This is a genomic window from Sporosarcina sp. P7, from assembly GCF_002743425.1.
In the GTDB taxonomy this organism is placed as follows: domain Bacteria; phylum Bacillota; class Bacilli; order Bacillales_A; family Planococcaceae; genus Sporosarcina.
The window spans coordinates 89671-107987 of sequence record NZ_PDZF01000009.1 but is presented as its reverse complement, the minus strand read 5'-3'; the positions used below and the strand labels follow the sequence as shown (position 1 = coordinate 107987).

Below are 18317 nucleotides of genomic sequence, written 5' to 3'. Positions count from 1 at the left end.
TAGAATGGGCAAAGTTTGGCTAGTTGGAGCAGGTCCTGGAGATCCTGATTTATTGACCGTCAAAGCAGTGAAAGCTATACAGCAAGCGGATGTAATTCTTTATGACAGACTGATCAATCAAGAGATTTTAACTCATGCGAAGCCCGATGTGGAATTGATTTTTGTAGGCAAACTTCCTAAGCATCATTTTGTTCAGCAGGATATGATCAATTTCTTATTGGTTAAACATGCGAAGCAAGGTAAACAAGTCGTCCGTCTAAAAGGCGGCGATCCCTTTATATTCGGTCGTGGCGGAGAAGAAGCAGCGTTTGTGGTAAAGCATCACATCCCATTCGAAGTGATTCCCGGCATCACGTCCGGAATCGCAGCTCCAGCATATGCAGGAATACCTGTTACCCATCGTGATTACAGCGCTTCGTTTGCAATTGTCACGGGCCATCGTAAAGAAGGTGCCGAAGAGGCTGAGAAATGGCAGGCTCTCGCAAAAGGGATTGATACACTGGCGATTTACATGGGTGTCAGCAATCTTCCGTATATTCAACAACAACTGATTCAGCACGGTAAAGATCCAGATACACCGGTTGCTTTCATTCATTGGGGAACGACAGAGACACAGCACACGGTTACTGCAACGCTTTTCACCATGACGGAAACGGCACGTCTAGAAGAAGTCAAAAATCCGAGTATGATCGTGATCGGTGAAGTGGTTCGCTTGCGTGATGAATTACAGTGGTTTGAAGAATCCAGTAAAGAACGTCGGTTACACGAGGCGATAGTATGAAAGCAATCCTATATATTTGCCACGGCAGCCGCGTAAAGAAAGGACAGCAGGCTGCTTTGGCATTTATTGAGAAAACAATGGAAACCAAAGCGGCCCCTATCCAGGAAGCATGTTTTCTAGAACTCGCCGAACCGTCGATTGCTGACGGTGTTGCACGCTGTATCGCACGGGGTGCAACAGAAATTATAGCTATACCCTTTCTGTTATTGCGCGCAGGTCATGCCAACGTGGATATTCCTACTGAGCTACAGGAAGTCATGATGAATTACCCTGATATTCCTGTTTACTACGGTGATCCGATTGGTGTGGATGAACGTATGGTTGATGTGCTAATCGAACGATTGCATGAAACAACAGAAGTAATTCCTAAGGATGCATCCATTTTATTGATTGGAAGAGGCAGCAGTGACCCTGCTACGAAAGAAGATTTTGCGAAAATCAAAAGAATATTCCAAGAGAAAACCAAGCTTCAAAATGTTCATGTCGGCTATCTAGCAGCTTGCGAGCCTTTTTATGAAAATGAACTTGAACGACTACTAGAACACCAACCTAAAAATCTGTATATTTTACCGTATTTATTATTCACTGGTATTTTAATGAAGTCAATTGAAAGAACACTAAAGAAAACCAAAACAACAACCGCTATTCATCTCTGCCCCGAACTAGGCTATGATCCAGTGATTCATGCGATTCTGAATGAAAGGGCCGATGAAGCAACAGAAAGGAAACGTGGTCTCTATGTTCCCCATCATGCTTGAAAACATAGATGAATCAAATATATTCCTAGTCGGTGGCGGGCACGTCGCGTATCACAAAGTACTCAACCTACATCGTTTCGGTATTCATCCTACTATTATCAGCCCTGAATTCCACCCGTCTTTTGAAAAATTAGAACAACAAGGTACGGTTACGCTCATTAAGAAAGAAGCGGAATGGGAAGATGTTGAAAATGCTTTTCTCACCTTGCTCGTAACAGATGACGAAGCCGTAAATGATCGTCTTGCCAAGCTATTGAAAGAAGCAGGTAAACTAGTCGTTCACGCTTCCAATCCAACATTAGGTACCGCGCAAATTCCAGCAGTCATGACGCGTGGTAAACTGATCGTCAGCGTATCGACAAGTGGAGCAAGTCCTTCATTGGCCAAAAAGATTCGGACCGAAATAGCAGAAACGTATGATGAACGTTATGAAGACTATCTGGACTTCTTGGCAGATGTCAGACACTATGTGAAGCAGTACGTAGCGGATCGTGCAGAGCGTAGGACATGGCTGAAGGAAGCTATTGAGCCCATTTATCTTCATAATACCGAAGAGCGCCAAACATTCCTGAACGAACTGCAGCAAATCTTTCCTTCAGAACAGCTCATTCAGTAAAAATCATATAAATAAAAAAGATCCTTAATTCATGTGCGAATTAAGGACCTTTTTTACAGTGTTTTAAGTTGATTACTTATTCATGAAAGATTTAATTTCTTCTTTAGACATAGAGGAATCACATTTAACGTTTACAGTGTCTCCATTTGTGTAAATGAAGCCAGGTACTGTCGGAATGTCATATTCATTTCGGAAAGCAGAAATGCCTTTCATATCAGCGTTTTCATTACTGTTAACGTAATAGATATGTGCATCTGTTTCTTTGGCTACTTTATTTAGTTTTTCAACGAATATTTGGCAATAAGGACATACGGATTTACCCACATAAATTACAGCCTCTCCATGACCTTTTACTAATTCCTCTGCTCTAGCCGAATCAATTTTATCAAAACCAGCTACATTTTCTTCATAACTCATTTCAAATCCATCTCCTTTCCCTACTATTAGTATTATACCGCATTGTGTAATGACTCAAACAATTCAGCTTATAGGTTCACGTCCATATACTTTTTCAAAGACCTCCTTCATACTATTTCCAGCTCCAACTGCCCCTTCTACGGAAGCATTAGTGGTAGCATCTTTTATAGCAGCAATTGCATGACTTGGTTGAACCACTAGTTCACGGATTGAATTCATTCTTCTATCATTGCATTCTCCAACAACCAGATTAATGGTTCCAGTAGTATACCCAATTTCAGGACTTTCCTCCAACATATATTGTAAGGTTCCTTGGGTCACCGCGGGGACTCCAAACGTGTTTGTCAACATAATAGGAGGCTCAATCAAGCCTAATTCATTTACCTGAACGAGCCCAGTTGTTTTTCCAAAACCGTTTAAGACGTAACTTGCGCCTACCACTTTATTCATAAACAGACTGTCGCCATACGGTAAAATGGCAGTCACGCCTGTAGCTGCGTAATCATCTCCCTGTAATGGATGATCAAGTGTGACATGTCCAACTTTCACGCCTTTTATATCCGTGATACAATTTTTGTTACCCGTTGGAAGACGACCAATGATAATACCTCTATCTCAAACTTTTTTGGATTCGCGCAAGTCCATATTATTCACACAAATTTAAAATTTTAATTAAGTAAAGATTTAGTTTTAGACTATTTTTTTCTATTTTAATAAAAATAAAAAAAGGCAGCAAAGTTCTACTGCCTTTTCAATCTTGATTAATGACCTAAATAGGCTTTCTTAATCGTATCATCTTGCAATAATTCTTTAGCAGTACCAGAAGCAACTACCTTCCCATTTTCAAGTACATAACCATGATCTGCTACTTTTAATGCTTGGCGCGCATTTTGTTCAACAAGTAATACAGTGGTACCAGCTTCATTAATCTCTTTAATAATTTTAAATATATCTGCAACGATTATCGGTGCTAGACCCATTGAAGGTTCATCTAGTAAAAGAAGCTTTGGCCTAGACATAATCACTCTGGCAATCGCTAACATTTGTTGTTGCCCACCTGAAAGTGTACCACCGTATTGTTCTTTTCTTTCTCTCAGAATCGGAAAGCGATCCATCACCTTTTCAATATCCGCGCTAACTTCTGAATCACTTCGGTGATATGCACCCATTTCCAAGTTTTCTAAAACAGTCATTGTTGCCAAAATACCTCGACCTTCTGGAACAAGTGCTAAACCATTTCTTAAAAGCTGGTCTGGTCGACGGCCTGTAACGTCTTTCCCTAAATAATGGATTGTACCTTCTTTAGGTTTTAAAAGCCCAGCGATGGTATTCATCATCGTCGTCTTACCAGCACCATTGGCACCTAAAATCGTTACGATTGTTCCTTCTTCTACAGCTATATCTATACTTTTTAACGCTTGAATTTTACCATAAAAGGTACTGATGTTATCTAGTTTAAGCAAGCTCATCTTCCTCCTCAACCCCGAGGTAGGCTTCAATTACTTCTTTATTGTTTTGAATACTGCTCGGTGTACCTTCTGCAATTTTTTTACCAAAGTTCAAAACGATAATTCTACTACAAACACGCATCACTAGTGGCATATCATGTTCGATAAGTAACACTGTAATATCTAACGTTTGGATTTTTTTAATTAAATTAAATAAATCATTCGTTTCTTTTTCGTTCATCCCAGCTGCTGGTTCATCAAGAAGAATTAACTTTGGTCTACTTGCTAAAGCTCTTGCGATTTCTAATCTCCGCTGCGCACCGTATGAAAGGTTTTTTGCAATTGTTTCCTTGTCATCCGCTAAGCCAACAACTTCTAGTATCTCATCTGCAGTCGCCAAAACTCTAGCTTCTTCTGCTTTTTGAGCTTTCGTACGAAAAACACTTTGCATCACATTAGTTTTTAGTCGGCAATGATTACCTACCATAACATTTTCACGTACTGTTAAGTCAGAAAACAGACGGATATTTTGAAATGTACGGCAAATACCTTTTTCTGTAATTTGATGCGGCTTCAGATTTGAAAGTGGATTACCGATAAACGATATTTCACCAGAACTAGGAGGATACATAGCTGTAATCATATTAAACATCGTCGTCTTTCCAGCACCATTAGGCCCAATTAAACCAAGAATTTCGCCTTCTTCCACTGAAAAGGAGACATCGGTTAAAGCTTGGATACCACCGAAATTTTTACTGATCTTCTTTATTTCCAGTACCATGCTTTTTCTCCCCTTTCTTCTTAGGTCTTAATCGTTTAAATCGGTTCATCATATTCACATCGATAATTCCTTGTGGACGGAACGCCATCATAAGAACAAGAAGCGCACCATAAATCATAAATCGATATTCGTTGATAAAACGTAAGAATTCCGGCATTGCAGATAAGAACACAGCTCCGAATATGGATCCCCATATAACTTCGCTTCCGCCAAAAATAGAGAAAATCAATATTTCTACTGCTCTGTGATAATCAAAGTCTGATGGGCTAATGTACGCCATTAAATGGGCATATAATGCGCCTGCAAATCCTGCTAACATTGCGCCTTGACCGAAAGCTAATACTTTGTAATAAGTAATATTAATACCCATTGCTTCTGATGCTTCTTCATCCATTTTAATAGCGGAGAAAGCACGTCCAATTCTAGAATTATTTTGTCTCACGAAGAACCAAATGACAGAAATCGTTATAATAAGTAAGACAAAAAAGACAGCTAAACTTATGAACTGGTTGTTTTTCAACCCAAACATATCAGGTTCTATTCCTATAATTTTACTTATACTAAGTATTTCTCTTCCAAGATGCGGAATGCCTGATAAGCCAATTGCACCGTTTGTTAAACCATCCCAGTTAATGAAAAGAACTCGAACGACTTCACCAAACCCAAGTGTTGCAATAGCGAGATAAACACCTTGTAATCTTAAAGCCGGTATACCAATTAATGTCCCAACAATCCCTGTAAAGATAGCAGCTATAATGACACCGAGTACAAGCGGCATATTATAATTAAGCGTTAGAATTGCTGTTGTGTACGCGCCTATACTCATAAAACCTGCATGACCAAGTGATAATTGTCCCGTTCCAAGCGTTATGTATATACTAACAGCCAGAATAATATTAATTAAAATAAAAGAAATAACTTGTAGATAATATGGGTTTATTAATTCGCCTAACATCTAATCAACCCTTTCTCCCAGTTGTAGCTGTTCCAAAGATTCCTTGTGGTCGTACGATTAAAATAACAATGATAGCGATAAACGCAACAGCATCACGATAACCTGAATCTCCATATGCTACGATAAATGTTTCAGCCATCCCTAAAATCAAACCACCTACCATGGCTCCTCTAACATTACCTAAACCACCTAAAATAATAATAGCTAATCCTTTAAGTCCGAAAGATAAACCCATTTGGGGGTTAACAGAGTTGAAAGCAATTCCCACTAAAATTCCAGCAATTCCACCCATTGCTGATGCAATAATAACAGTTTGCGTTATCGTTCTCTTCGTATTTACACCGAGAAGACTTGCTACTGCCAAGTTTTCCGCGCTCGCACGTAATGCTTTTCCTGCTTTTGTTTTAGATAACCAAAAAGTAAGCCCAAACATTAGTAAAATAGCAATAACGAAAATAATAATTTGAACGTAGTAAACTGTTGTTGATCCTAAAACGAATTTTAATTCCGAAAGTGATGTACGGAATGGTTGGTTACCTGAACCAAAAAAGTGATGTGCAACGTTCTCAAGAAAAATAGAAACACCGATTGTACTTATTAAAGGCGCAAGATGTGAGACACCTTCTTTCCCTCGTAATGGTCTTAGCGCAAATGTTTCGAGAAAATAGCCTAAAATTCCCGTCACTACAATGGCTACAACGAATGCAATATATAATGGCCAACCCAATATATTCGTGACAACGACGCCCATAAATGCTCCGAACATAAAGATTTCCCCGTGCCCCATGTTTACTACGTTCAACACACCAAATACGAGCGTGTAACCTAGCGCAACAATGACATAAATACTCCCTAATGTTAAACCATTTATTAATTGTTCAATTAGCAATAGTACTCCTCCTTCTTCATTTTCGACTTGTATGATTAATCTTATTTTTCGTAAGTCATTTAGGAAAACAATAAGGCTGGGAAAATCCCCAGCCCCTCTCCTAAAAAATTATTCAAATACTACGTATTCGTCATCTTCAATAATTAAAACAGTTGGCTCCATAATAATGTCACCGTCTTCATCAAATGACATATTTCCTAGAACGCCTTCAAAATCTTTAATTTCAGCAAGTGCATCACGAATCGCATCACGATCTGCTTCACCAGCATTTTTAATTGCTTCAGCCATTACATAAAAACCATCATATGCTTGTGCTGCGAACTGGTCCGGCTCCATACCGTAAGCCGCTTTATAATCTTCAACAAACTTTTTAACTTTCTCGTTGTCTTTCTTAGCGAACCAAGGAGTTGCAACGATTAAACCATTTGCAGCATCGCCAGCAATTTTAATAACTTCCGGTGAGTTAAAACCATTACCGCCAACGAATGGTACGTCAATTCCCATTTTGCGAGCTTGATCAAGAATTACTGCGCCTTCATTATAAAGAGCAGAAGCTAAAACTAAGTCTGGATTTAGGCTCTTAATTTTTGTTAATTGTGCTTTATAATCAGATTGTCCTAATTGGAAAGTTTCTGTTGTTAAAACTTCCAAATCCAAATCTTCAGCAACTTGCTTCATCGTGTCATATCCTGCTTTTGTGAATACATCATCATTTCCATATAAAATAGCAACTTTTTTCGCGCCATATTTATCAATAGCTTTCTGCACAGATGCAGGAATTGCTAATGTCTCAGGAATTGAATTTCTGAATACATATTCTCCAAGTTGTGGAATACCTTCAGCTGTGTTTGACGTACCTAGAATCGGAACACCGTTTAAATCTGCTTCTGGTCCAACAATTTGCATTTCAGTACTTAAAGTAGGTCCAATAATTGCATCTACATTTTCTGAGTTCATTAATTTTTGTGCAACTGATAATGCTTCTTCTTGTTTACCAGCAGAGTCTTCAATCTTCAACTCGATGTCCACTTCTCCTAGTTCAGTAATTTCTTTGTGTGCAAGATTAATTCCGTTTGTAATCGCTTCACCATAACTAGCACCTGGACCAGTTAAGTATGAAATAACGCCTACTTTTGCTTTTACAACATCACCAGAATCTGCACTTTCAGTATCATCTGTTGATGAGTTTCCACATGCAGCTAACATTACTAATGTGAAAGCCATTAAAACTGTAAACAAGAGTTTACTTCTTTTACTCATTCTACCCAGCCCCCTATTTGATTGAAATTTCAATCACTGAGAATTACACAACTCTCAATAATTTGTTAGTTATATCATTTGGCATTTTCATTTGTCACAACTCTGGTTATCTTATGACTCATCGTATATGAGCTTCTGTTGTCACGTGACAAAATAGTGATATAACTAATATTTTGATTATACCCTACTATTATTAGTATAGGGTGTAATATTTCCAATATTTAAAACTTTCTATCGGATTAGAGTTATTCATTTCTCAATTGAAGATAATGTGAATTATTTTGATGAACTAGATTTATCCACTTATGGCTATCTTCGCAGCGAGTTGTTACGGTACACTCTCTACTATTATTAATCTCGCTATATTAGATGGTTTCACTGTTGCAGAAGCAGTCCGATAGCCGGACTAATTACCGCAGAAAAGACAATTACAGAAAGAAGCGTAAAGTATAGCATAAGAATACTCCTAGTCTATTGATAATTTGGCCCGTTTATGGAATAACCTACTTCTCTTATTTGTACGCTCTATCACATAATAAGTTTCACTTTTCTCACAACTTCCATTACAGTTCATCGAGTACACCAATCCTAAACTCTTTCTCTACTATATACATACAATTCACTTCTACGAATTTTTTCAAAACTTAAAAAAGAGCAGCTAGTTTTTACTCTAGCTGCTCTACTTATTTAATCACACCGTATGGAAATTGGTTCCGTCCGTAGTTTCTGCCACAATGCCAGCACGTATCACAAAGTCTCCGAAGTGCTCTCCGTCATCGCGTTCTTTCGCATAACGTTTTAATATAGGTCCTAATTCACTTAAGATCTCTTCTTCTCCAATATTTTCACGGTAGATCTTGCTCAAGCGTTGTCCCGAAAAACCGCCACCTAAATACATATTGTACTTGCCGGGTCCTTTACCGATGAAACCTAGTTCCGCTATCGCTGGACGTGCACAACCATTCGGGCAACCTGTCATACGCGTTACGATCTCTTCATCCCCTAGCCCTGCCTCGTCGAGCAAGCCTTCGATTTTCGTGATCAATGAAGGTAGATATCGCTCGGCCTCCGCCATCGCTAATCCACAAGTCGGTAGCGATACACATGCCATAGAGTTCTTACGCAGCGCTGACTGCTCTGTTGGTGATTCTAACCCGTATTTCGCAATAATTTCTTCTATATTCTTTTTATTTGAATCCGCTACATCACCTAATACTAAGTTTTGATTCGGACTCAAGCGGAAATCACCTGTGTGGATCTCTGCAATTTCACGAAGTGCGGTCATCAATTTATAGTTTTCTGTATCACGCACTCGACCGTTTTCAATAAAGAATGTATAATTCCAGCGATCATTTTCTGCTGCAACCCATCCATAGCGATCTCCGTTATGGTCAAAGTGATAAGGGCGTGTTTCTTCCAACTCCCAGCCTAGACGGCTATGAAGTTCGCTGACTAGCCAATCTAATCCTCGAGAATCAATTGTATACTTAAATCGTGCATATTTTCGTACAGAACGGTTTCCATTGTCACGCTGGATCATCATCAAGTGCTTCGCTACCTCCACCACTTGATCAGCAGGCACAAAACCGATTAAGCGTGCTAACTGCGGATACGTCTGCTCATCGCCATGCGCCATTCCCATGCCGCCACCTACCGCAACGTTGAAGCCGACTAATTTTTCATTTTCTACTATCGCAATTAATCCAATGTCTTGAGAAAATACATCAATATCATTCATTGGAGGTACCGCTATTCCAATTTTGAACTTTCTAGGCAAATAGGTCGCGCCATAGATTGGCTCTACTTCTTCCCCTGCCGTATCCACAACTTTTTCCTCATCCAACCAAATTTCATGATAAGCCGTTGTTTGTGGCAACAAGTCTAAGCTTAATCGCTTCGACCACTCATATATTTCCGCGTGAACCGATGACTGATTCGGATTCGGACTGCACATGACGTTTCGGTTGACGTCACCACAAGCGGCGATAGAATCCAGTAATGCATCATTCATTTCCTGGATATTTTTTTTCATATTCCATTTCAAAATACCATGCATTTGGAACGCTTGGCGTGTTGTTAACTTTAATGTTCCATTACCATATTTATGTGCCAATTCATCCATAACCAGCCATTGTTTTGGCGTGGCAAAGCCAGCTGGTGTCCGCACGCGGATCATGAACTGATAGGCAGGCTCTAATTTTTGGCGCTGACGCTCGACCCGCAGATCTCGGTCATCCTGCAAATAACTGCCGTGGAATTTCATCAGACGGTTATCATCATCTGGAATTCCGGAACTGATAGAGTCATTCATCGTTTCAATGAGACTACCACGCAAGTAATCACTTTTAATTTTAATTTCTTCTACATCACTCGGCGCTCCATCTTGTATATGGATTGGTTTTGTTGTTGAAGACATGCTCCCACACTTCCTTTCAAATTACTTAATAGACATCTCGCTGATAGCGTTTCTCTTGAACTAACTGTGTGATGAATTGTTCGGCTTCTTCAAGTGATTTGCCGCCTTCTAGTTGAAGAATTTCCAGCAAAGTCGCGTGGACGTCTTTTGCCATGTTCTGTTCATCACCACATACATAAATCACTGCACCTTCTTCAATCCATTGATACAGTTCTTGACTCGCTTGTTTCATACGATGTTGTACATATACTTTTTCATCCGTATCACGTGAAAAAGCTACATCGAGGCGTGTTAACGTGCCATCCTTCACGTAATTTTGCCACTCCGTTTGATAATAGAAATCGGTCACATAATGCTGATCTCCAAAGAACAACCAAGACTTTCCTTCCGCTCCTGTTTCACTACGTTCTTCAATGAATGAACGGAATGGCGCGATACCCGTCCCTGGCCCTATCATAATAATCGGTGTTTCCGAATTAGGTGGTAAACGGAAATTATCATTTTTATGGATATAAATCGGCAATGTATCTCCCGGCTCAAGATTTTCTGCACATTGGATAGAACACACGCCTTGTCTGTCGCGACCATGCGCTTCGTAACGAACAGCACCAATTGTCAGATGCACTTCTTCAGGGTTCGCTTCTAGGCTACTGGCAATTGAATATAATCTTGCTGGCAATTTACGAAGAATTCCCACCAGTTGTTGTTCTGAAGCTTCTACTGGTCCAAAGTCCATTAATGCATCGTATAAGTCCCGTCCATCGACATACGCACGAAACTCATCCGCATTTTCTTTATTTAGGAGTCGCTTCAACTCTTCTGACTTAGAGTAATTAGTCAGTTTTTCAAGTAGCGGTTTAGTTACTACGGTAATCTCTAAGTGATGAAGTAATGCGATACGTAAAGCACGGCGTTCCCCTTGTGAGTTGATTTCCACTGTTTCTTCTGCATTCCAGCTTCCTAACTTAATAATCTCATCGACTAAGTCGGATTTATTCGTTGGGAAAATCCCTACACTGTCACCCGGCTTATATGTCAATCCCGATCCTTCTAATGAAATCTCCACATGACGCGTCTCTTTATTAGAACCACGGCCGTTTAGATTTATATTTTCAAGTACTTCTGCATTAAACGGGTTGGTGCGTGAGTACTGAGTAGATGATGGGCTTTCCACTTCTACACTAGCTGCAGCCGATTGACCGCCAGATTGAATTTCTAACGACACTTCCACCGCTGATAGCCACTGCGCTGCCGGCTCATCATAATCTAAATCACAATCTACTCGTGGAGCTAACTGAACTGCGCCTAGTTCGGATAGTTTCTGATCAAAATCAGCGCCTGTTTTACAGAAAAATTCGTACGAGCTATCGCCAAGTGCCAATACTGAATAATGGAGATGATCTAGTTTCGGAGCACGTTTTCCATGCAAAAACTCATAGAATGGCAACGCTGTATCAGGTGGATCTCCTTCTCCATGCGTACTGACGACCAGTAATAGATTTTCAATTTTCTTCAGATTATTCGGCTTGAAATCATTCATAGACTGGATTGTCACATCAAAAGATTGTTCTTTTAACTTGGCTGCCGCTTGTTCAGCGATTCCCTGTCCGTTACCTGTTTGTGAGCCATAAAGAACAGTTATTTCTTTTACTGCCGTCGGAATTTCTATAGCGGGACGTTCTAATACAGCGACGTCAGCCGATGGTATTGAAGCTGAGCTGACAGCTGTTAAGTAACCACTCAACCAACTTTGCTGTGTTTCTGTAATGCTCGGTAATAAACGATTGAGCAATTCTACTTGTTCTTCACTAAAAGGACTGTTCGTTACTTGTAACGCCATATTCATCACCCTCGCAACCTCTAATTGTATTTTTTATTATTGCTTAATGTTGCAGAAAATCTGACTAGACTGACAACTGTTTTTAAGATGGTTTCATTGTATTATGATTATTCCTATTAGTCAAGTAGGCTTTTGATACGGAGTGTGGTATCTATAGTAATAGTACAGATTGATAGGTTTTCCTTGTGGTGATTTGCACTTCGAAAGGACAGTTTCCCTTCGAAATCACTAGTTAACCTACTACAACTATTAGCAAAAACTTTGAACTTAGAAACACGTAAAAGAATGCCCTGTTGAAGTACAATAACTTCTAGGACATTCTATTTTAGTAATTCGAAAGTTGTACGTTGGAGCGTTTACCTGCTTTTCGTATCCAGGCAGCCACTAAGATGATGACTAGTAAACCAAGTTGTGCCGTAATCGTTTCATTGGTCGGATAAAAACCAATAAAGTCTATAATCGGCAAACCGGGTTGCACCGTTGAGTTGATCACGTTCGTCAACTGTAACGTATGCAGACTGACACCAATAATCTTGAAAGCAAGTACATAAATTAATATCGTCGCCACTGCGAAGAAGCGATGGATTGGGATTCGATGGCTGAGCTTCATGAGGATAACTGCGACGACCGCCAATATGACAACCGCTAGCAATATCCCCAACACAAATTCCGCAGTAGACATTTTTGGCGCAATTCCTGCATAAAAGACCATTGTTTCTGCACCTTCTCTAAATACAGAAAGAAAGCTAACCGAAGCCATAGCGAGTATGCTACCTTTTGAAATTGCCTGTCCCATTTGTCTAGATATATAACGATTCCACGAGGCGACAGTAGATTTTTGATGCATCCAAATCCCGACACCGATCATCAGTGCTGCAGCAATGAGACCAACATAGCCTTCCATCATTTCACGATTATTGCCAATCGTGACAGAATGCAATACCGTAGACATCATAATCGCTACTACGACACTAAGCGTCATGCCAGCACCCACTCCAACATACACCCATTTACGCATAGCTTGTTGATTAGCATTCGTTAAGAATGATAATAGTGCCATAATAATCAACAACGCTTCTAGACCTTCACGTAATAAGATCAGTGCTGAATCCCAGAAACTGAAACCGTCATTTGTTTGCAATAAGGCAATTTGCTGTTTGAAATTTTTTAACTGATACACAGCCTTGTCAAGGTTATATCCACTATTAGACAATTGACCAATCATCATAGGCAGTTCATTTTCAAGTTCTGTATAAAGAGAGACATTTTTCGTACGTACTTCCCCTTCCACATTCGGCCAAATTTTAATGAACTCGCTCAATGATTTCTTCGCTTCAACAAGCTCTCCATTTCGCACTGATTCTGAGCTTTCATCTAGTAGTGCAATCAATGTGGTCAAAGAATAGTCTTCAGTCGCTGTCTCTTTCAACGTCCCGGAGACGAACTGGTCTACCGTGACGGTTAATTCATCAAACTGCGTCCGCAACAGATCAAGATCAGGTTCTTCTTCCGCTAACGCGATTCTCATGAATGCCATACTCGTTTCAATTGCACCATATGCTGAAATACTTTGCTCTCGCACTGGACGTTCATTGCGTGTCCAAGTAGAAATGAACTGCTGATTCGCCTCTTCGATTTCTTCTAGCGAACCTAACTTAATAGCCTGATTCAATTCAGCAAGTGCCGGTTCCATCAATTTACCGAATTCTTCTTGCTCTGCTTGTTCATCAACTGGATTTTCCGACTTTTCCAATTCATGTACCGCCTTAGATAATGAACTCAATAGCACTCCGCGTGTTTCCGAGTCAGCTTGTATTGTTTTTTTTAACGTTTTATCGATTTCCAACGTGTACTCCGAACTCTCTAGATTCTGTTGTTTCCAAATCGTTTCGAATTCTCGTAAAGATGTCAGTGCCGCCGCATCGTTTGCTTTCTTAGTTTGCATAATGGAATCACTGATAGAAATATACAGATCACTATAATTTGTTTCTGTATCGGCAATTGCTGGACGAATCGGCATGAATGCAATAATCAACAGTACTGCAATCCATCTATATAATCGAGAAGAGTGAGTCACCGATAAAGCCTCCCTTTTGGATCCCAGGGAAGCAGGCGAATAACGCACTGCCGCGATGAGTAATATATTCATTTAATTTATCTTTACGACCAAAACTGTTTTGGATTGCAATAAATTGTTCAGGATCTTTTTGGAACGAAATAAACAATAAACCCGCATCGAATGTACCTGTTGAATCCATGACACCGGAACTATAAGAGAATGAACGACGATAGATCTTCTGTTTGGTCTTTTTAGCCAGACGAACATGAGAATTTTCAGAAATAATATACGCACCGTTTGTATCCTTTTCATCCAAGTCTACTTCGTCCATCTCTTTTTCTTTACCTAATGGCGCCCCCGTATCACGATGGCGGCCAAATGTCGCTTCTTGTTCCTGCAGTGCTGTTCTGTCCCATGTTTCCAAATGCATCTGCACTCGACGGACAGCCATGTACGTGCCATTGGTCATCCAATCTTTTGATTGACTTGCATCAACCCAAGCAACTTCATTCATTTCGGATTCTCTGGATCCATTCGGATTGACAGAACCATCTTTAAACGCAAATAAGTTTCTTGGCGTCTCTTTTTTCTTCCCCTTCATTGGGTAAGAATTAAAGCCTGCCTGTGTCCATTTCAATGATACTTTTCCTGAAGCTGCACGTACTAAGTTTCGAACAGCATGAAATGCAACTTGCGGGTCATCTGCACATGCTTGAATACAAATATCTCCTCCTGTATATGCAGGATCTAGTTGATCTTTCGGGAAGTGAGGTAAATCTTTCAGTTCAGCAGGCTTTTTTGACGCTAAACCTAGTGACTCTTTTTCAAATAGTGACGGACCAACACCAAACGTCAATGTTAAATTTGAAGCATCTAACCCGACTACTTCCCCCGTATCTTTTGATGGAATGAGCATATTGGAGGTCTGACCATCAATCTGTTCGCCATTCATCAGGCGTACAGCAATGGGAGTCCACATTTTAAAAAGATCCATCAATTCCTGTTGTGAATTCACCAAGACATGTAACGAAGCAAAATATATGTAACTTTGGCATTCAGTCGCGATTCCGGATTGGTGCTTTCCATAAAAATTAATCTTATTCTTCGAGCGTGGATTATCTTCCTCCTCAGCCATTCCAAACACTTTGAAAACACCGCCAAGACCCGATGCTCCGATCGCAACACCAGCAGCACCTGCACCTGTATATTTCAACATTTGACGACGTGAAATTTTCTTTTCATAGAATCTTTCTTCAGTTCGGTCCGTCATAAAATCACTCCGTTACGATGCCCATCATACTTAATGGTTCACCTAATTGATTTACCGCTTCTGATAGCGATTTTGTATCTTCCTTTGTTAATTCTTCATAGGATATATAGCCGCCATTTTCATCTTCATATTCGGCAAGTAGACTATTAATGGTTTGGAATTTAGTTTCGAGTTCATCGACTAGTTGCTGATCTTTCGCTGCCATCTTATCCTTAAGAATTTCATAGATTTTTTCTGCACCTTCAATATTTGCTTTAAAGTCATATAGATCGGTGTGAGAATAAATTTCTTCTTCACCAGTTATTTTAGAAGTAGAAACTTCATTCAGTAAATCGACTGCTCCAGTGATCATTAAATCAGGCGATACTTCAACTGTTTCTACACGTGCACGCAGTTCTTTTGCATCCTTAAGCAATTGGTCGGCAACATCTTCGTATCCTTCAATTGTATTTTCCACCCATAGACCGTACTCAATTTTATGATAGCCAGACCATTCCTCTTCTCCCTGACCCTGTTCTTGAACATCTGCCAGACGTGCATCGATTCGTGGATCCAAGTCTCCGAAACTTTCCGCAATTGGTTCAGAGCGTTCAAAATACATTCTAGCTACAGGATAGATTTTCTTTGCTTCTTCTAAATCACCCGCCTTAACAGCCGTGACAAATTTTTCTGTGTTTATAACGAATTCATCCATTTGTTCAAGCGCAAATTCTTTATATGCATCAGTTTCAGCAGTTAAGTCGACTTCTTCAGTCGCTACTGGCGTTTTTTCGACAGATTCTTCAGCTGCCCCGCAACCTGATAGGAGAATTCCTGTTGTTAAAGCGAAAGCTGTTACTAGTGTTTGTTTCATATTTCTTCCTACTTCCCACAGTTTAATTTTATGTTTTCAATGATAATCGTTCTCAAATGAATGTCAATAGGCAATTAAAGGATAAATATGTATCTTTCTAGTATTTATTGTGTTTTTAGAAAATATACGAGATACTATATTTAACTAGATAATTTCTGTGAGAACCTTTTCATTCCTGATATTCTGTAACATATAATGTGTTTATTAGTCCACTTAGTAACTATTATGAAAGGAGGGATTTAGTATGAAAAGAAAGGTCAGTAAGCAACAATTGACTTTCTTGCAACAAGAGTTTTCTTTTCTACAACAGCAAGGCAAAATGAAAGAAGTAGATGCCAACGAAATGCTCTCGCTATATGAATCTAAAGGTGGCACTAATTTCGTGAGAATCTTGCTGGCTTTCGGGGCTATATTAGTGGGGATAGGAATACTGAGTTTTATCGCAGGTAACTGGGCTTTACTAACGCCATTCTTTAAGCTCGGATTAATCATCGTTGGCATGGTCTTGGCATACTTCGCAGGATACAAGCTTGAAAGCAATTACGAAAAAACGTCTCGCAGTATGTATTATATCGGGGCTGCCATTTTTGGAGCTGGAATATTCCTAATTGGTCAGAGCTTTCATTTACAACATACGGTGTATACAGATTTCCTATTATGGGGGATCGGAATCCTGCCACTTGCCTATTATGTAAAAGATCAATTGCTCGCTGTATTTGCTAGTGCATTTTTTATTATTTACAGCTTTAGTGCTTTCACAACGTATGAAGTTGGAAGCTTCGGTCCTTTTTGGCTACTTCTATTGATTCCTCTACTGTTCTGGATGAATGAAACGCGATTCAGAAGAAAAAGTGCGTTGTTTGTTATGAATGTATTGCTTAGTGTAGCTTTTATCGTCAATATGCTAGAATTCTTCCATGTTGAGGAATGGATTTCCGTCTTGATTGTCTTTGTATTAGGTGTATTTCTTGCACTCGCACCTTTAAAACAGTATCGTACAGAGTCGTCTTGGACGGGTTCCGTATTATTTGGAATCACGGGCATGATGCTAACGTTCCCATTCATATGGGATGATGTACGATTTGGTGATTCTATACCTTATATCTTCACCGCTATATTCGTTATCTTATTGATTTATCTTCTAAAGAAAGACAGCTTACCAGCCATCTTGATCACATGTGCGTTAATCTACCGTTATTACACGGATATCACATATGACTTCATGCCAAAGTCATTATTTTTCATCATAGGTGGTTTGCTGTTGATCGGCTTTGGATTCTGGTTTGAAAAATCACGACGAGAGACGGTGAAACGTCATGAAGAATAAACGGAATCTATTTCTTATTGCCTTAATCGTCCCAATCATCCTCCTGTTAGCGATGACTTGGAAACCTTTATACACAGTGAAAACAGGTAAAACCATCACATTGGAAACAGTACCTGTCGACCCGCGCGATATTCTTTATGGTGATTATGTTAGTCTTCAATTTGCGATTGAAGAATTCTCCAAAGAAAGTCTTGACCCTGCGCTCATTAAAGAATTCTCCAAACATGATACTGGAAGACTGACAGTATATGCAGTTTTAGAACAAGAAGAAGGAGATGTATATGGGTTAAAGACCGTTACACATAAGAAACCAAGCGATGGCCTTTTTTTAAAAGGTGATATGTATTACTACGGTGAACACAATATCGATGAAAATCAAATGTATTTTGCAAACTTCCTTCCTGATCGTTTCTATGTAGCTGAAAATACGGGTATGCAGTTGGAAGATTTGTCACGCAAAGGTCAATTGCTTGCAGATATAAAAGTTCGTGATGGTTTTGCTGTATTAGAAGATGTACGGCCTAAATAGGTCACTTTATTGGAGTAGCGGAAGCCCTCACTGGAGGTCGTGGTATATACGATTTCGAGTAGGGGCTTTTTTTAGTTGGTTATCTTTTTGAAGGTAGTGAGAAGTCGGCTTCGGGGTG

At 39.7% G+C, this 18317-nt stretch carries 16 protein-coding genes and 1 pseudogene; 5 read left to right on the top strand and 12 right to left on the bottom strand.

Annotated features, from left to right (window positions below):
* The first annotated feature begins 4 nt into the window (after positions 1–4).
* From cobA to CSV60_RS10365, 3 genes are read left to right on the top strand one after another with little or no spacing between them, the layout of a single operon-like run.
* Positions 5–781, top strand: coding sequence for a uroporphyrinogen-III C-methyltransferase (gene cobA / locus CSV60_RS10375; RefSeq protein ID WP_099636940.1), 777 nt, complete (start codon positions 5–7; stop codon positions 779–781).
* The gene (locus CSV60_RS10370; protein WP_099631752.1) at positions 778–1539 is read left to right on the top strand and encodes a sirohydrochlorin chelatase; all 762 of its coding nucleotides are present in this window, start codon (positions 778–780) and stop codon (positions 1537–1539) included. Before cobA ends, CSV60_RS10370 begins: the two co-directional genes overlap by 4 nt.
* On the top strand, positions 1490–2155 hold the full coding sequence (locus tag CSV60_RS10365) for a precorrin-2 dehydrogenase/sirohydrochlorin ferrochelatase family protein (RefSeq protein WP_233189600.1): 666 nt from the start codon (positions 1490–1492) through the stop codon (positions 2153–2155). Before CSV60_RS10370 ends, CSV60_RS10365 begins: the two co-directional genes overlap by 50 nt.
* A gap of 72 nt (positions 2156–2227) precedes the next feature.
* Here CSV60_RS10365 and CSV60_RS10360 read toward each other — a convergent pair whose 3' ends face one another.
* From CSV60_RS10360 to efeO, 12 genes and pseudogenes are all read right to left on the bottom strand, one after another.
* A complete protein-coding gene (locus CSV60_RS10360; protein ID WP_099631750.1) occupies positions 2228–2572 on the bottom strand; it encodes a DUF6568 family protein in 345 nt (114 codons plus the stop codon).
* 108 nt (positions 2573–2680) lie between these two features.
* A pseudogene (locus CSV60_RS10355) lies at positions 2681–3178 on the bottom strand (P1 family peptidase); the annotation flags it as partial.
* A gap of 155 nt (positions 3179–3333) precedes the next feature.
* On the bottom strand, positions 3334–4035 hold the full coding sequence (locus CSV60_RS10350) for an ABC transporter ATP-binding protein (protein WP_085131671.1): 702 nt from the start codon (positions 4033–4035) through the stop codon (positions 3334–3336).
* A complete protein-coding gene (locus tag CSV60_RS10345; protein WP_099631748.1) occupies positions 4028–4801 on the bottom strand; it encodes an ABC transporter ATP-binding protein in 774 nt (257 codons plus the stop codon). Before CSV60_RS10345 ends, CSV60_RS10350 begins: the two co-directional genes overlap by 8 nt.
* Positions 4773–5756: a branched-chain amino acid ABC transporter permease gene (locus CSV60_RS10340; RefSeq protein ID WP_099631747.1), complete on the bottom strand. Its 984-nt coding sequence runs from the start codon at positions 5754–5756 to the stop codon at positions 4773–4775. Before CSV60_RS10340 ends, CSV60_RS10345 begins: the two co-directional genes overlap by 29 nt.
* A gap of 4 nt (positions 5757–5760) precedes the next feature.
* Positions 5761–6645 carry a branched-chain amino acid ABC transporter permease gene (locus CSV60_RS10335; protein ID WP_029055115.1) on the bottom strand — a complete coding sequence of 295 codons (885 nt, stop codon included), beginning with the start codon at positions 6643–6645 and terminating at the stop codon, positions 5761–5763.
* Positions 6646–6753: 108 nt separating this feature from the next.
* Positions 6754–7905, bottom strand: a complete 1152-nt coding sequence (locus CSV60_RS10330) for an ABC transporter substrate-binding protein (RefSeq protein WP_099631746.1) — start codon at positions 7903–7905, stop codon at positions 6754–6756.
* A 691-nt stretch (positions 7906–8596) separates the two neighbouring features.
* Positions 8597–10321 carry an assimilatory sulfite reductase (NADPH) hemoprotein subunit gene (gene cysI, locus CSV60_RS10325; protein WP_099636937.1) on the bottom strand — a complete coding sequence of 575 codons (1725 nt, stop codon included), beginning with the start codon at positions 10319–10321 and terminating at the stop codon, positions 8597–8599.
* A 25-nt stretch (positions 10322–10346) separates the two neighbouring features.
* Positions 10347–12161, bottom strand: coding sequence for an assimilatory sulfite reductase (NADPH) flavoprotein subunit (locus tag CSV60_RS10320; protein ID WP_099636965.1), 1815 nt, complete (start codon positions 12159–12161; stop codon positions 10347–10349).
* Positions 12162–12486: 325 nt separating this feature from the next.
* A complete protein-coding gene (locus CSV60_RS10315) occupies positions 12487–14238 on the bottom strand; it encodes an FTR1 family iron permease (RefSeq protein WP_233189599.1) in 1752 nt (583 codons plus the stop codon).
* Complete coding sequence (gene efeB, locus CSV60_RS10310) at positions 14213–15490, bottom strand: iron uptake transporter deferrochelatase/peroxidase subunit (RefSeq protein WP_099636936.1); 1278 nt, start codon at positions 15488–15490, stop codon at positions 14213–14215. Before efeB ends, CSV60_RS10315 begins: the two co-directional genes overlap by 26 nt.
* 4 nt (positions 15491–15494) lie before the next feature.
* Positions 15495–16343: an iron uptake system protein EfeO gene (gene efeO, locus CSV60_RS10305; protein WP_099631743.1), complete on the bottom strand. Its 849-nt coding sequence runs from the start codon at positions 16341–16343 to the stop codon at positions 15495–15497.
* 244 nt (positions 16344–16587) lie between these two features.
* Between efeO and CSV60_RS10300 the strand changes: the two genes are divergently transcribed.
* Both CSV60_RS10300 and CSV60_RS10295 read left to right on the top strand, forming a co-directional pair.
* The gene (locus CSV60_RS10300; RefSeq protein WP_099631742.1) at positions 16588–17670 is read left to right on the top strand and encodes a DUF2157 domain-containing protein; all 1083 of its coding nucleotides are present in this window, start codon (positions 16588–16590) and stop codon (positions 17668–17670) included.
* Positions 17660–18199 carry a GDYXXLXY domain-containing protein gene (locus CSV60_RS10295; protein ID WP_099631741.1) on the top strand — a complete coding sequence of 180 codons (540 nt, stop codon included), beginning with the start codon at positions 17660–17662 and terminating at the stop codon, positions 18197–18199. The genes CSV60_RS10300 and CSV60_RS10295 overlap by 11 nt, the downstream gene beginning before the upstream one ends.
* The last annotated feature ends 118 nt before the right edge of the window (positions 18200–18317 follow it).